Source organism: Pseudomonas sp. S1(2024) (genome assembly GCF_046557535.1).
Genome location: NZ_JBKGFP010000022.1, coordinates 1 through 14,414 on the forward strand (window position 1 = coordinate 1; position 14,414 = coordinate 14,414).

Here is a 14,414-nt window from a genome sequence, read left to right on the forward strand (position 1 = left end):
TAGTCTACCCCCTCTTCCCGGGAGGGAACCCCTGTTTTGGGCGACTCCCCCCGCGCCCGCGAAGAAGGTGACGCCGATGTCAGATCGGGTTCGGGCAATCGATGAACAGGTGCTCCACGGCAAAGCGCCGCGCCAGGTAATCACCCAGCGCCTGCACCCCATACCGCTCGGTGGCATGGTGCCCGGCGGCAATGAAGCTGACGCCATTCTCGCGGGCGCTATGGTAGGTCTGTTCCGACGCCTCGCCGGTCAGGTACAGGTCCACCCCGGCCGCAATCGCCGTGTCGATGTAGCCCTGCCCGCCCCCGGTACACCAGCCGACCCGCCGGATCATCTGCTCACCCTCTACCAGCAAAGGCTCACGCCCCAGAACCTCCCGCACTCGCCGGGCGAAGTCGAGCGCAGTCATCGGCTCGGCCAGCGAGCCGACCAGGCCGACCACCTTGGGGTTCTCCGGGTCCAGCGGCCCTTCGACGGTGATGTCCAGCTGCCGCGCCAGTTGCACGTTGTTGCCCACCTCCGGGTGCACGTCCAGCGGCAGGTGGAACGCCAGCAGACTGATGTCGTTGTTCAACAGGGTTTTCAGCCGGCGCTGCCGGATGCCGGTGACGCAAGGGTTCTCTCCCTTCCAGAAGTAGCCATGGTGCACCAGCACCAGGTCGGCCTCGGCTTCGACTGCCGCATCCAGCAACGCCTGGCTGGCAGTAACGCCGCTGACGATGCGGCTGACCTGCGGCCGGCCTTCGACCTGCAGGCCGTTGGGGCAATAATCCTGGATCTTCGCGCTGCCCAGGTAACGCTCGGCTTCCTCGACCAGGGTGTTCAGAGCGACGGCCATGAAAATCTCCTCGAAATCTGCGTTTTTCTCGGGCACAACGCCCATGCAACGCCCGTATAATGCCGGCCATTATGGGCCGTCGCCGGCACTGGGGGAACCGGTGTATGATCGCGCGCGCTCATGCCCACCGCACGGTCATCGTCCCCGGCTATTTCCAGGATTCATTCATGTTCAAGGCTTTGCGTTATTTTGGCTGGCCCCTGCTTACCGGCGTACTGATCGCCATGCTGATCATCCAGCGCTTCCCGGAGTGGGTAGGCCTGCCCAGCCAGGACGTCAACCTGCAGCAGGCACCGCAGACCACGCGGATCATGCAGGGCCCGGTATCCTACGCCGACGCCGTGACCCTGGCCGCCCCGGCGGTGGTCAACCTGTACACCACCAAGGTGGTGAACAAGAGCGCCCACCCGCTGTTCGAAGACCCGCAGTTCCGCCGTTTCTTCGGCGACAACCTGCCCAAGCAGCGCCGCTGGGAGTCGAGCCTGGGCTCGGCGGTGATCATGAGCCCCGAAGGCTACCTGCTGACCAACAACCATGTCACCAGCGGCGCCGACCAGATCGTCGTGGCCCTGAAGGATGGCCGCGAGACATTGGCCCGAGTCATCGGCAGCGACCCGGAAACCGACCTGGCGGTGCTGAAGATAGACCTGAAGAGCCTGCCGGCAATCACCATCGGCCGCTCCGATAACATTCACATCGGCGACGTGTCGCTGGCCATCGGCAACCCGTTCGGGGTCGGCCAGACCGTGACCATGGGCATCATCAGCGCCACTGGCCGCAACCAGCTGGGCCTGAACAACTACGAAGATTTCATCCAGACCGACGCGGCGATCAACCCGGGTAACTCCGGCGGTGCGCTTGTAGATGCCAACGGCAACCTGATCGGCATCAACACGGCGATCTTCTCCAAGTCCGGCGGTTCGCAAGGTATCGGCTTCGCCATCCCGGTGAAACTGGCACTGGAGGTGATGAAGTCGATCATCGAGCACGGCCAGGTGATCCGTGGCTGGCTGGGCATCGAAGTACAGCCACTGAGCCAGGAACTGGCCGAATCGTTCGGCATGAAGGACCGCCCGGGCATCGTGGTGGCGGGCATCTTCCGCGAAGGGCCGGCGGCAAAGGCCGGGCTGCAGCTGGGTGACGTGATCCTGAGCATCAACGGCGAGCCGGCCGGTGACGGGCGCAAGTCGATGAACCAGGTGGCGCGGATCAAGCCCAACGAGAAGATTACCATCGAGGTGATGCGCAATGGGCAGCAGTTGAAGCTGATCGCCGAGGTGGGCCTGCGGCCACCACCGGCGCCAGCAGTCGCCAAGGAAGAGAAGTAAGGCTTCGATCTGGGGCTGCTTTGCAGCCCACCGCCGGCAAGCCAGCTCCCACAGGTACTGCACAAGGAGCGTGGGGAGTGTGGGTACTGTGGGGGATGGTTTGTCGGCGGTGGGCCGCTTCAGCGGCCCCTTTTGCATCAATGCAGGATCTGGCTCAGGAACAACTTGGTCCGGTCACTGCGTGGCCGGTCGAAGAAGTCATCCGGCGCCGCCTGCTCGACGATCTCGCCCTTGTCCATGAAGATCACCCGGTTCGCCACGGTCCGGGCAAAGCCCATCTCGTGGGTCACGCAGAGCATGGTCATGCCATCCTCGGCCAGGCCCACCATGGTATCGAGCACTTCCTTGACCATTTCCGGGTCCAGCGCCGAGGTCGGTTCGTCGAACAGCATGATCTTCGGTTTCATGCACAACGCGCGGGCAATCGCCACACGCTGCTGCTGACCACCGGACAACTGCCCCGGGTACTTGTGCGCCTGCTCCGGAATACGCACCCGCTCCAGGTAGTGCATGGCGATTTCCTCGGCCTTGCGCCGCGGCATCTTGCGCACCCACATCGGCGCCAGGGTGCAGTTTTCCAGGATGCTCAGGTGCGGGAACAGGTTGAAGTGCTGGAACACCATGCCCACTTCGCGGCGGATGGCCTCGATCTGCTTGAGGTCGTTGGTCAGCTCCACACCATCGACCACGATGCGCCCCTGCTGGTGCTCTTCAAGGCGGTTGAGGCAACGGATGGTGGTGGACTTGCCAGAGCCGGACGGCCCGCACAGCACGATGCGCTCGCCCTGGCGCACGTTCAGGTTGATGTCCTTGAGCACATGGAACTGGCCGTACCACTTGTTCACGCCCTGCATCTGGATGATGCCTTCGGGGCCGGCAGGCTGCTTGATCGCTTCACTCATTTCGAAACTCCTAACGCTTGTGGCCAGTGTCCAGCTTGCGCTCCAGATGCATGGAGTAGCGGGACATACCGAAACAGAAAATCCAGAACACCAGGGCGGCGAACACGTAGCCCTCGGTAGCCATACCCAGCCAGGCCGGGTCGGCAGCAGCTTGCTTGACGCTGTTCAGCAGGTCGAACAGGCCGATGATGATCACCAGGCTGGTGTCCTTGAACAGGGCAATGAAGGTGTTGACGATGCCGGGAATTACCAGCTTGAGCGCCTGCGGCAGAATCACCAGGCCCATCGCCCGCCAGTAGCCAAGGCCCATGGCCGCGGCAGCTTCGTACTGGCCCTTGGGGATGGCCTGGAGGCCGCCACGCACCACCTCGGCGATATACGCCGACTGGAACAGGATCACGCCGATCATCGCCCGCAGCAGCTTGTCGAAGCTCATGCCCTCAGGCAGGAACAACGGCAGCATCACCGATGACATGAACAGCACGGTGATCAGCGGCACGCCGCGCCAGAACTCGATGAAGGTCACGCACACCACCTTCACCGCAGGCATTTTCGAGCGCCGCCCCAGGGCCAGCAGGATTCCCAGCGGCAATGCGCCGACAATGCCCACGGTGGCAATCACCAGGGTCAGCATCAGCCCGCCCCACTGGCTGGTAGGTACGCTTTCCAGGCCCAGCATGCCCCCGTGCAGCAGGGTGTAGGCCAGCAGCGGGTACACCACCAGGAAGCCAAGGCCGTAGAAGGCCTTGCGTGGGAAGCGTTTGATGAACAGCGGGGCGGCGCCAAGCACGGCAAGCCACACGGTCAGGTCCACGCGCCAGCGCAACTCGGCCGGGTAGTAGCCGTACATGAACTGGCCGAAACGCTGCTGCACGAACACCCAGCAGGCGCCCTCCTTGGTGCAGTCGGCGCGGGTGGTGCCGACCCAGTTGGCATCAAGCAACGCCCACTGCAGCAGCGGCGGCACGATCAGCCAAACCAGGTAGATGGCAAACAGGGTCAGCAGCGTATTGAGCCAGCTGGAGAACAGATTGGCACGCATCCATGCGAGCACGCCGACGGTTTTCACCGGTGGCGGCATGTCGGGTTTGAAAACATGGGCATTCACGGGCGTATCCTCACCGCTCGATCAGCGCAATGCGCTTGTTGTACCAGTTCATCAGCAGCGAAATACTGATGCTGATGGCGAGATAGACACTCATGGTGATGGCGATCACCTCGATGGCCTGGCCGGTCTGGTTGAGCACGGTACCGGCGAACAGCGAGACCATCTCCGGATAGCCGATACCGGCCGCCAGCGACGAGTTCTTCGCCAGGTTCAGGTACTGGCTGGTCAGCGGCGGAATGATCACCCGCAGTGCCTGGGGGATGATCACCTTGCGCAGGGTCGGCCCCTCGCGCAGGCCCAGCGAACGCGCGGCCTCGGTCTGGCCATGGCTGACCGAACGGATACCGGAGCGCACGATCTCGGCGATGAACGCAGCGGTGTAGATGGTCAACGCCAGGGTCAGCGCCAGCAGCTCGGGGATCAGTACCCAGCCACCGACGAAGTTGAATCCTTTCAATTGCGGCACTTCCCAGTGCACCGGGCTGCCGAACAGCAGTGCGCAAACGCCTGGGATGGCGATGAACAGCGCCAGCCCCACCCAGAACTTGTGGAATGGTTCACCCGTCTCGTCGAAGCGCTTGTTGGCATAACGCACCATCACCACGATGGCCAGCAGCGCCAGGACCAGGGCCACGACGAACGGCCAGAAGCCTTCGGCCATGGACGCGCCGGGCATGTTCAGGCCACGGTTGCTGATGAAGAAGGTGTCGTCGATATTGATGCTGCCCCGCGGTCCCGGCAGGGTCAGGAACACGGCGAAGTACCAGAACAGGATCTGCAACAACGGCGGGATGTTGCGGAAGGTTTCCACATACACGGTCGCCAGCTTGTTGATCATCCAGTTCGGCGACAACCGCGCCACACCGATGATGAAGCCAAGGATGGTCGCCAGCACCACGCCGATGAACGTCACCAGCAAGGTGTTGAGCAGGCCGATGACGAACACCCGCGCATAGCTGTCTGATTCCACGTAGGGGATCAGGTGCTGGGCGATGCCGAAGCCGGCACTGCGGTCGAGAAAGTCGAAGCCCGAGGTGATACCCCGGTGTTGCAGGTTGGTTTGCGTGTTGTGGAACAGATACCAGCCCAGACCGACCACGAAGACTATCGTGAGAATCTGGAACAGCCACGCGCGCACACGTGGATCGCTCAGGGATAAACCCTTTTGTGCGCCGATTCGATTTTGCATGAAGTGCCCCGGAAAGTAGGGTTCCGAACAGCCTGCGGCGGCGGGATGCCGCCGCAGGGTGCAGCCATCAGCGCACAGGTGGCGCGTACTGGATGCCGCCGTTGTTCCACAGGGCGTTCATGCCACGGTCGATCTTCAGGTCGGTGCCCTGGCCCAGGTTCTTCTCGAACACTTCGCCATAGTTGCCGACTTGCTTGACGATCTGCACTACCCAGTCCTTGGGCAGCTTGAGGTCCTTGCCATACTCGCCGTCCGCACCCAGCAGGCGAGCGACGTCCGGGTTCTTGGTGCCTTTGGCCTCGGCCTCGACGTTCTTCGAGGTGATGCCTGCCTCTTCGGCGTTGAGCATGGCGAACAGGGTCCACTTGACGATGCTGAACCACTCCTCATCGCCTTTGCGCACCACCGGGCCCAGCGGCTCCTTGGAGATGGTTTCCGGCAGTACCACGTATTCGGTCGGCGCGGCCAGTTTGGAGCGTTGGGCGAACAGCTGCGACTTGTCCGAGGTCAGCACGTCGCAACGGCCGGACTCCAGCGACTTGGCGCTTTCGTCGGAGGTATCGAAAGTGATCGGCGTGTACTTCAGACCATTGGCGCGGAAGAAGTCCGACACATTCAGCTCGGTGGTGGTACCGGCCTGGATGCAGATGGTCGCGCCATCAAGCTCCTTGGCGCTGGAAACACCGAGTTTCTTGTTGACCAGGAAGCCGACGCCGTCATAGTAGGTAACACCGGCGAACACCAGGCCCATGCCGGCATCACGCGAGCTGGTCCAGGTGGTGTTGCGCGACAGTACGTCGACTTCGCCCGACTGCAGCGCGGTGAAGCGTTCCTTGGCGTTGAGCTGGCTGAACTTGACCTTGGTCGCGTCGCCGAATACAGCGGCGGCTACGGCGCGGCACACGTCGGCGTCGATACCAACGATCTTGCCCTGCGCATCAGGTACCGAGAAGCCTGGAAGACCGTCGCTCACGCCACACTGGACGAAGCCCTTCTTCTTTACCGCATCCAGGGTGGCGCCGGCCTGGGCGTTGCTCACGGCGCCCAGCGCGGCGGCAGCGGTCAGGACTGCCAGGGTGGTTTTCAACATCTTCATTCACAACCTCCAAATCGCTCTTGTTGTATCGAGCCGGAATTGCACCGCACCCTTTTGAGGCGTATCCGACCCGTATTGGCTTGTTATTGGGTCAATGGCGCAATGGACTGTTCTGTGACAGCCTTCGCGTGCAAAGGGTGTTACCGTCACGGCCTGCCCTTTGCATCATTGGGTGAATTGCAAAGCGCGTACCAAAATTTGCGGCTGTAGCGTTTAAGCGCTCGTCAAGTAGGGAAAGTTGTATCGTTGCGACATTCTTTTTCCGACAATCATTTCCAGCGCCTTCTTTTCACGCACGCCATAACAAGACCCGCACACTTTCGGAGCAGTCATGACCAACCCACTGATTCTCGAACCGCAGAAAACCGCAGACGCCTGTGTGATCTGGTTGCACGGCCTGGGTGCCGACCGTTACGACTTCCTACCAGTGGCCGAATTCATGCAGGAACGCCTGCTCAGCACCCGTTTCGTCATGCCCCAGGCTCCCACCCGCCCGGTAACCATCAACGGCGGCTACGCCATGCCCAGCTGGTACGACATCAAGGCCATGACCCCGGCCCGCGCCATCGACGAGGCGCAGCTGGAGAAATCGGCCGAACAGGTCATTAGCCTGATCAAGGCCGAGCAGGCCAAAGGCATCAGCCTGTCGCGGATTTTCCTGGCTGGCTTCTCCCAGGGTGGCGCGGTGGTTCTGCACACTGCCTATATAAAGTGGCAAGAAGCGCTGGGTGGCGTGATCGCCTTGTCCACCTACGCCCCCACCTTCAACGACCAGCATCAGTTGAGCGCCTGCCAGCAACGCACCCCGGCCCTGTGCCTGCATGGTGTGCACGACCCGGTGGTGATCCCTTCCATGGGCCGCACCGCCTTCGAGTACCTCAATACCTGGGGCGTTGCCGCCCGCTGGCACGAATACCCGATGGAACACGAAGTGGTGGTGGAAGAGTTGAGCGACATCCACGACTGGCTGAGCAAGCAATTGCAATAAGCCAGGGCTGTCTGTAGTTGTAAGGCTATTCCACTACGCCGCGCCTGAATCTTGCATTACACTGCCCGGCGTACATTCCTTAACCAGTTGATGAGACGATCGTGCTCAAGGCACTCAAGAAAATTTTCGGCAAGGGAGACGCCGCGCCACAGGCCGTCGCTCCTGCTGCCAGCGTGACGCCGCCTGCGCCCGCACCCACCAGCGAGGCCCGGCCTGCGGAAAAACCGGCCGCACCACGCGCCACCCCCACTCCCCAGGCCGAACAGCCTGCCGCCGTTACGCCAGCCGCCGACAAGCCGGCCAAGGACAAACCGCGTCGCGAGCGCAAGCCCAAGCCGCAGGCCAGCCTGTGGAAACCGGAAGACTTCGTGGTCGAGCCACAGGAAGGCAAGACCCGCTTCCACGACTTCAAGCTGTCCAACGAACTGATGCATGCCATCCACGACCTGGGCTTCCCGTACTGCACGCCGATCCAGGCACAGGTGCTGGGCTACACCCTGCGCGGTCAGGACGCCATCGGCCGGGCCCAGACCGGTACCGGCAAGACTGCGGCGTTCCTGATCTCGATCATTTCCCAGCTGCAGCAGACGCCGCCGCCGAAGGAACGCTACATGGGCGAGCCACGTGCGCTGATCATCGCGCCCACCCGTGAGCTGGTGGTGCAGATCGCCAAGGACGCCATCGCCCTGACCAAGTACACCGGCCTGAACGTGATGAGCTTCGTCGGCGGAATGGACTTCGACAAGCAGCTCAAGGCCCTGGAAGCGCGCCATTGCGACATCCTGGTGGCCACTCCGGGGCGCCTGCTGGACTTCAACCAGCGCGGTGAGGTGCACCTGGACATGGTCGAAGTGATGGTGCTGGACGAAGCCGACCGCATGCTCGACATGGGCTTCATCCCCCAGGTGCGCCAGATCATTCGCCAGACGCCGCCGAAAAGCGAGCGCCAGACCCTGCTGTTCTCCGCCACCTTCACCGACGACGTGATGAACCTGGCCAAGCAGTGGACCACCAACCCGGCCATCGTCGAGATCGAGCCGGAGAACGTTGCCAGCGAAACGGTGGAGCAGCACGTCTATGCGGTGGCCGGCAGCGACAAGTACAAGCTGCTGTACAACCTGGTGACCCAGAACAAGTGGGAACGGGTGATGGTGTTCGCCAACCGCAAGGACGAAGTGCGGCGCATCGAGGAAAAACTGGTGCGCGACGGCATCAATGCCGCGCAGTTGTCGGGTGACGTGCCGCAGCACAAGCGTATCCGTACCCTGGAGAACTTCCGCGAAGGGCGCATCACCGTGCTGGTGGCCACCGACGTGGCGGGGCGGGGCATTCATATCGATGGCATCAGCCACGTGATCAACTTCACCCTGCCGGAAGACCCGGACGACTACGTGCACCGCATTGGCCGGACAGGCCGTGCTGGCACCAGTGGTGTGTCGATCAGCTTTGCCGGTGAGGATGACTCGTACCAGCTGCCAGCGATCGAAGAGCTGCTGGGGCGCAAGATCAAGTGTGAAATGCCGCCGGATGAGCTGCTGAAGCCGGTGCCGCGCAAGCACCATTAACCTATGCCGGCCTCTTCGCGGGTAAACCCGCTCCCACAGGTACTGCACAGCTTTCAAAACCTGTGGTGTACCTGTGGGAGCGGGTTCACCCGCGAACCGGGGCTCCGCCCCGGCCATCAAACAAGGATCTACCAGCGCCCAGCGGCATCCTGGTCACTCTGCCTCCCTTCCACCCACCGTGCCCCTTCCTGGGTATTTTCCTTCTTCCAGAACGGCGCCCGCGTCTTCAGATAGTCCATGATGAAGTTGCAGGCATCGAACGCCGCCTGCCGATGGGCACTGGCCACGCCGACGAACACGATCGGCTCACCCGGCTCGAGCGCACCGATGCGGTGCAGCACCTCCACCTTGAGCAACGGCCAGCGCTGCTCTGCCTCCACCACGATCTTGGCCAAGGCCTTTTCGGTCATGCCCGGATAGTGCTCGAGGAACATCCCCGCCACCTCGCGGCCATCGTTGAAATCCCGCACGTAGCCGACAAAACCGACCACCGCGCCCACACCGACATTGGCCGCGTGCATGGCATTGGTCTCGGCTCCCGGGTCGAACGCGCCCTCCTGTACTCGCACAGCCATGTTCAGCCTCCGGTCACCGGCGGGAAGAACGCCACTTCATCGCCCTCTTCCAGCGGCTCATCGAGCTTGCACAGTTCTTCGTTGCGCGCACACATCAGGTTCTGCTCGGCCAGCACTTCATACTGCCCGCCCTTGGCCACCAAGGCCTGGCGCACATCGTCGAGCACCTTGAACGCACCCTCCACCCGCTCGGCATCCACGCCCAACAATTCGCGGTAACGGGCGAAGTACATCACCTTGACCTTCATCACGCCTCCACCTTGTAGTGGCCACTCTTGCCGCCGAGTTTTTCCAGCAGGCGCACCTGCTCGATGACCATACCTTTATCCACAGCCTTGCACATGTCATAGATCGTCAGCGCAGCCACGCTGGCTGCAGTCAGCGCCTCCATCTCCACGCCGGTCTGCCCGGCCAGCTTGCAGCGGGCGACGATACGCACGGCGTCCTGCCCCTCGGCACTCAGTTCGACCTTGACGCTGGTCAGCATCAGCGGGTGGCACAGCGGGATCAGTTCGCTGGTCTTCTTCGCCGCCTGGATCCCGGCAATGCGCGCCACGGCGAACACGTCGCCCTTGGGGTGTTCACCGTCGACGATCATCTGCAAGGTCTGCGGCAACATGCGCACCCGCGCCTCGGCGGTGGCCTCGCGCTCGGTCACGGCCTTTTCAGTGACGTCGACCATGTTGGCCCGCCCCTGGGAATCAAGATGTGTCAGCACTGCTCTGCTCCTGTGAAGGGAACTCGCAGTGTAAACCTGTGAGTCAGGTTTGAGCAGAGGGTGCGTCAACCGTGCCCGCGAAAAAGCCGGGCGGCGAACCGCCCGGCGGAGAGGGTTACAGATGCGACTCGGCGTACTCGGCCAGCACCGAGCGTGGCACGCCCTGCAGGGTGATGTGCACGCCATGGGGGAAGTCCTTGAAGCGCTCGGTCAGGTAGGTCAGGCCCGAGCTGGTCGCGGACAGGTAGGGGGTATCGATCTGCGCCAGGTTGCCCAGGCAGACTACCTTGGACCCGGAGCCGGCACGGGTGATGATGGTTTTCATCTGGTGCGGCGTCAGGTTCTGGCACTCGTCGATCAGGATCAGGCTCTGCTGGAAGCTACGGCCACGGATGTAGTTAAGCGACTTGAACTGCAACGGCACGCGCTCGAGGATGTACTCGACGCTGCCATGGGTGCTTTCGTCATCCATGTGCAAGGCCTCGAGGTTGTCGGTGATGGCGCCCAGCCAAGGTTCCATCTTCTCGGCCTCGGTGCCCGGCAGGAAGCCGATCTCCTGGTCCAGCCCCTGCACACTGCGGGTGGCGATGATGCGCCGGTAGCGCTTGCTTACCATGGTCTGTTCGATGGCTGCGGCCAGGGCCAGGATGGTCTTGCCGGAACCGGCGGCGCCGGTCAGGTTGACCAGGTGGATATCCGGGTCAAGCAGGGCGAACAACGCCAGGCTCTGGTGGATGTCCCGCGGTTTCAAGCCCCAGGCTTCCTGGTGCAGCAGCGGTTCCTGGTGCAGGTCCAGCAACAGCAGTTCGTCGTTGCGGATACCCTTGATCCAGCCGACGAAGCCCTGTTCATCGATGATGAACTCGTTGACGTGAACCGCCGGCAGGTTGTCGATCAATTGCACGCGGTGCCAGGTGCGGCCGCGCTCCTGGCGGGTATCGACCTTGCTCACCCGGTCCCAGAACGAGCCGGTGACCGAATGGTAGCCCTTGGACAGCAATGACACGTCATCGACCAGTTGGTCGGTGCTGTAGTCCTCGGCCGCGATGCCACAGGCACGTGCCTTCAGGCGCATGTTGATGTCTTTGGTGACCAGCACAACGTCCAGGTCGGTGCGCCGGGCCCGTACTTCGAGCAACTGGTTGATGATGATGTTGTCGTTGAGGTTTTCCGGCAGCAGCTTGTTCGGCTCGTTGCGCGGAGTCATCAGGATGGACAGGAAGCCCTTGGGCCCGCTCTTGCCACGCTGGATCGGCACGCCCTGCTCGACATCGCTGGGCGAGGCGTCACCAAGGGTCTGGTCGATCAGGCGAATGGCCTGGCGGCATTCGGCGGCGATGGTCTGTTTGCCGGTCTTGAGCTTGTCGAGTTCCTCCAGCACCGTCATCGGGATGGCGACATGGTGCTCCTCGAAGTTCAGTAACGCGTTGGGGTCGTGAATCAGGACGTTGGTATCGAGCACATACAGGATAGGCTTGCTGGAGGAAGGGTTGCGTCCTTGGTCATCCATACTCGGTCACCTTATGTCGAAGCCACACGGCGTGGTCTGTTACGCCGCAGAGTGACTGCCGCTGTCCCCGTATCCGCGTCGTTACGGGCGGGAAGCGAACCTGGCTAGGTGGGCCTGGATGACGCCACCTGTGCTGCAGGAATCGGCTGTCTGGTTTCTTCATACCGCAAAAATGATGACTAAAAAAAGTCTTTTTACGTGCAGGTGAAGTTTATTTTTCCAAATGACGAACAGGGGTTGGCGAGGGGGCGCGCGAGGACTACAGTCAAAAATCAGGCTGCCATTGCATGGGTCAACGCCAGCAAGCCATGCACCTAACCTGTAAGAGCAACTGTGTTGTGTTGCCTGTACTGGCCTCATCGCCGGCAAGCCAGCTCCCACAGGGACAGCGCATGGCTTGAGGCCGATGCGGTCGAGGTGGGAGCTGGCTTGCCGGCGATGGGCTGCGCAGCAGCCCCCTCTCACCCTCGGTTGGCATATCCCTGGCAATCTTCCCAACCAATCCCGCTCTGCGCCGTATTGCGCAACAACCACTCCACCGCCGGCTGCGCCCTGGGCAGGCTGTCATGGAACTGGATCACCCCCTTGCGCCACAGCAGCATCAAGGTCAGCACCCGCTGGGCAGAGGCCTCGGCGCTCAGTGCGCCATCATCCTGGGCATCGATGTCCCACAACGACACCTGCAACTGCTGGCTGGCCATGAACGCCTCGCCATCGGCCCGGCGCTGCCCGTAGGGCGGCCGAAACAACGGTACATACTGCTCCGGCAGGTCGGCCTGCACCCGCGCCTGGCTGCGCCGCAATGAATCCTGCCAGTCTGTCCACTGCGCATGGGAGCGGTACTCCCAACCCTGTATCCCCACGCACTGCCCGCCATAGAGCTGGCGCAAGGCATCTGCCGCCCCGGCGTCGCGCCGTTGCTGCAGGCGGTTGCCGAGCACGAAGAACGTGCCTTCAAGCTTTTGCCGGCGCAGATAATCAGTCAGCAGATCGGTACTGCCGCCATCCGGCCCGGGCCCGCCGACGAAGGTCAGCAGGAACATGCGATCGTTCAGCTCATCCCCATTGCGCTCGCGTGAGGACAACCGCTCCACCTCGCTGCTGGTCTGCGGCAGCAACGCAGCCTTGCGCAGTTGTTCGTCCAGGTACCGCACATGGAACTGGTGGCTCGGCTCGATCCAGCCCGTATAGAACGTGCCGACATCGGCAGCGAACGTCGCTGCCTGCGTGCGCAACTCCGCCATCGACGTAACCGGATAGCAGAACGACGCATCCTGTTCGCAACTGCGCTGCGCCTGTTGATAACCTTCCCACAACCGCTGCCACATGCGCGCCCGCACCAGGCGCACCTTCTGCAGGTTGACCTGCCGTAGCCCCAAGCGTGCCGCCAGCGCCGCGTCGTCCAGCAGTTCGCTTTCATGCAGCACCTGGGCGAACGAGAGGATCTCGGCCCGCGAGGCCACATCGAACAACGCCGGGCTGTCCAGCTTTTCGGGCCACAGGCTGCGGTCCAGGCTCACCTGGGTTGAAGGGGCGGCTTGCACGGCCAGGCTCAGCAGAGCGGCCAGCAAGGCAGAGGCAATACGCACGGTTGAAGCTCCGCAACGGCGAAACGCGCACTATAGCCTCTGCACCGGCCATGGTCTGTGACTATCGTCGCCATAGTTTGGACTTGCACCGCCCAGCCCGTAGAATTCCCGGCCTACGATGCCAGGAGCCGACCCGATGCTGACGGTGATATCACCCGCCAAGACCCTCGACTACGAAACCCCGCCGGTGACCGAGCGTTTCACCCTGCCCCAGTACCTGGACGACTCTCAGGAGCTGATCCAGCAGTTGCGCGACCTGTCGCCAGCACAGATCAGCGAACTGATGCACCTGTCCGACAAGCTCGCCGGCCTGAATGCCGCGCGGTTCGGCAGCTGGACCCCGGACTTCACCCCGGCCAATGCCAAGCAAGCGCTGCTGGCGTTCAAGGGTGACGTGTATACAGGCCTCGACGCCGAAAGCCTGGGCGAGGACGATTTCAGCTATGCCCAGCAGCACTTGCGCATGCTTTCGGGCCTGTATGGCCTGCTGCGCCCGCTCGACCTGATGCAACCTTACCGCCTGGAAATGGGCACCAAGCTGGCCAACGCCCGCGGCAAGGATCTGTATGCGTTCTGGGGCACGCGCATTAGCGAATGGCTGAACCAGGCCTTGGCCGAACAGGGCGATGATGTGCTGCTGAACCTGGCCAGCAACGAGTATTTCAGCGCGGTGAAACGCAGTGCGCTCAAGGCCCGGGTGATCAACGTCGACTTCAAGGACCTGAAGAACGGCCAATACAAGATCATCAGTTTTTACGCCAAGAAAGCCCGCGGCATGATGAGCCGCTTCGTGATCCAGCAGCGCATCAGCGACCCGGAGCAGCTCAAGCAGTTCGATGTGCAGGGGTACTACTACAGTGCCGAGCAGTCGAAGCCGGACCACCTGGTGTTCCTGCGCGATCATCCCACCGAGTAAGCCTGTAGCACCGCTTTCGCGGGCACGCCCGCTCCCCCCGGTACGGCCCACCAACCCAAACTCAGGGGCAAAAAACTGGGGACGGGGGGGTC

14 protein-coding genes are annotated in these 14,414 nt (G+C 62.5%); 4 read left to right on the forward strand and 10 right to left on the reverse strand.

All coding sequences use genetic code 11. The features are described from left to right. Window positions 1–79: 79 nt before the first annotated feature. Window positions 80–838, reverse strand: a complete 759-nt coding sequence (locus tag ACLCGK_RS09045; protein ID WP_410951850.1) for a Nif3-like dinuclear metal center hexameric protein — start codon at window positions 836–838, stop codon at window positions 80–82. A 167-nt stretch (window positions 839–1,005) separates the two neighbouring features. Here ACLCGK_RS09045 and algW point away from each other — a divergent pair, with 167 nt between their 5' ends. Then, on the forward strand, window positions 1,006–2,166 hold the full coding sequence (algW, locus tag ACLCGK_RS09050; RefSeq protein WP_015271734.1) for a Do family serine endopeptidase AlgW: 1,161 nt from the start codon (window positions 1,006–1,008) through the stop codon (window positions 2,164–2,166). A 137-nt stretch (window positions 2,167–2,303) separates the two neighbouring features. Here the strand turns inward: algW and ACLCGK_RS09055 are convergent, their stop codons facing one another. From ACLCGK_RS09055 to ACLCGK_RS09070, 4 genes are all read right to left on the reverse strand, one after another. Next, window positions 2,304–3,068 carry an amino acid ABC transporter ATP-binding protein gene (locus ACLCGK_RS09055; RefSeq protein WP_003251792.1) on the reverse strand — a complete coding sequence of 255 codons (765 nt, stop codon included), beginning with the start codon at window positions 3,066–3,068 and terminating at the stop codon, window positions 2,304–2,306. Between the two features lie 10 nt (window positions 3,069–3,078). Further along, window positions 3,079–4,176: an amino acid ABC transporter permease gene (locus tag ACLCGK_RS09060; RefSeq protein ID WP_013974139.1), complete on the reverse strand. Its 1,098-nt coding sequence runs from the start codon at window positions 4,174–4,176 to the stop codon at window positions 3,079–3,081. 10 nt (window positions 4,177–4,186) lie between these two features. After that, complete coding sequence (locus tag ACLCGK_RS09065; RefSeq protein ID WP_015271735.1) at window positions 4,187–5,365, reverse strand: amino acid ABC transporter permease; 1,179 nt, start codon at window positions 5,363–5,365, stop codon at window positions 4,187–4,189. A gap of 67 nt (window positions 5,366–5,432) precedes the next feature. Beyond that, window positions 5,433–6,461 (reverse strand): amino acid ABC transporter substrate-binding protein, encoded by a 1,029-nt coding sequence (locus ACLCGK_RS09070; protein ID WP_015271736.1) that lies wholly within the window; start codon window positions 6,459–6,461, stop codon window positions 5,433–5,435. A 331-nt stretch (window positions 6,462–6,792) separates the two neighbouring features. Here ACLCGK_RS09070 and ACLCGK_RS09075 point away from each other — a divergent pair, with 331 nt between their 5' ends. Further along, a complete protein-coding gene (locus tag ACLCGK_RS09075) occupies window positions 6,793–7,449 on the forward strand; it encodes an alpha/beta hydrolase (protein WP_410951851.1) in 657 nt (218 codons plus the stop codon). A gap of 101 nt (window positions 7,450–7,550) precedes the next feature. Then, window positions 7,551–9,014: an ATP-dependent RNA helicase RhlB gene (rhlB, locus tag ACLCGK_RS09080; RefSeq protein WP_054573302.1), complete on the forward strand. Its 1,464-nt coding sequence runs from the start codon at window positions 7,551–7,553 to the stop codon at window positions 9,012–9,014. A 128-nt stretch (window positions 9,015–9,142) separates the two neighbouring features. Here rhlB and moaE read toward each other — a convergent pair whose 3' ends face one another. The 5 genes from moaE to ACLCGK_RS09105 all read right to left on the reverse strand — a co-directional run bounded on the left by moaE (window position 9,143) and on the right by ACLCGK_RS09105 (window position 13,406). Continuing rightward, on the reverse strand, window positions 9,143–9,589 hold the full coding sequence (gene moaE / locus ACLCGK_RS09085; protein ID WP_085721003.1) for a molybdopterin synthase catalytic subunit MoaE: 447 nt from the start codon (window positions 9,587–9,589) through the stop codon (window positions 9,143–9,145). 2 nt (window positions 9,590–9,591) lie between these two features. Continuing rightward, window positions 9,592–9,837 (reverse strand): molybdopterin converting factor subunit 1, encoded by a 246-nt coding sequence (moaD, locus tag ACLCGK_RS09090; RefSeq protein ID WP_003251777.1) that lies wholly within the window; start codon window positions 9,835–9,837, stop codon window positions 9,592–9,594. Next, the gene (gene moaC, locus ACLCGK_RS09095) at window positions 9,837–10,307 is read right to left on the reverse strand and encodes a cyclic pyranopterin monophosphate synthase MoaC (protein WP_013974145.1); all 471 of its coding nucleotides are present in this window, start codon (window positions 10,305–10,307) and stop codon (window positions 9,837–9,839) included. Before moaC ends, moaD begins: the two co-directional genes overlap by 1 nt. A gap of 115 nt (window positions 10,308–10,422) precedes the next feature. After that, complete coding sequence (locus ACLCGK_RS09100) at window positions 10,423–11,817, reverse strand: PhoH family protein (RefSeq protein WP_013974146.1); 1,395 nt, start codon at window positions 11,815–11,817, stop codon at window positions 10,423–10,425. Between the two features lie 461 nt (window positions 11,818–12,278). Beyond that, entirely contained in the window at window positions 12,279–13,406 is a 1,128-nt protein-coding gene (locus ACLCGK_RS09105) for a polysaccharide deacetylase family protein (RefSeq protein ID WP_410951852.1), read from the reverse strand. Window positions 13,407–13,542: 136 nt separating this feature from the next. On the opposite strand from ACLCGK_RS09105, the gene yaaA reads away from it, so the two are divergent. Beyond that, window positions 13,543–14,322, forward strand: a complete 780-nt coding sequence (gene yaaA / locus ACLCGK_RS09110) for a peroxide stress protein YaaA (RefSeq protein ID WP_085721000.1) — start codon at window positions 13,543–13,545, stop codon at window positions 14,320–14,322. Window positions 14,323–14,414: the final 92 nt, after the last annotated feature.

Excerpts from the sequence above, each read along its gene's own strand:
- ACLCGK_RS09045 (WP_410951850.1), bottom strand. The coding sequence starts at position 838 with ATGGCCGTCGCTCTGAACACCCTGGTCGAGGAAGCCGAGCGTTACCTG.
- algW (WP_015271734.1), top strand. The coding sequence starts at position 1,006 with ATGTTCAAGGCTTTGCGTTATTTTGGCTGGCCCCTGCTTACCGGCGTA.
- ACLCGK_RS09055 (WP_003251792.1), bottom strand. The coding sequence starts at position 3,068 with ATGAGTGAAGCGATCAAGCAGCCTGCCGGCCCCGAAGGCATCATCCAG.
- ACLCGK_RS09065 (WP_015271735.1), bottom strand. The coding sequence starts at position 5,365 with ATGCAAAATCGAATCGGCGCACAAAAGGGTTTATCCCTGAGCGATCCA.
- ACLCGK_RS09070 (WP_015271736.1), bottom strand. The coding sequence starts at position 6,461 with ATGAAGATGTTGAAAACCACCCTGGCAGTCCTGACCGCTGCCGCCGCG.
- ACLCGK_RS09075 (WP_410951851.1), top strand. The coding sequence starts at position 6,793 with ATGACCAACCCACTGATTCTCGAACCGCAGAAAACCGCAGACGCCTGT.
- moaE (WP_085721003.1), bottom strand. The coding sequence starts at position 9,589 with ATGGCTGTGCGAGTACAGGAGGGCGCGTTCGACCCGGGAGCCGAGACC.
- moaD (WP_003251777.1), bottom strand. The coding sequence starts at position 9,837 with ATGAAGGTCAAGGTGATGTACTTCGCCCGTTACCGCGAATTGTTGGGC.
- ACLCGK_RS09100 (WP_013974146.1), bottom strand. The coding sequence starts at position 11,817 with ATGGATGACCAAGGACGCAACCCTTCCTCCAGCAAGCCTATCCTGTAT.
- yaaA (WP_085721000.1), top strand. The coding sequence starts at position 13,543 with ATGCTGACGGTGATATCACCCGCCAAGACCCTCGACTACGAAACCCCG.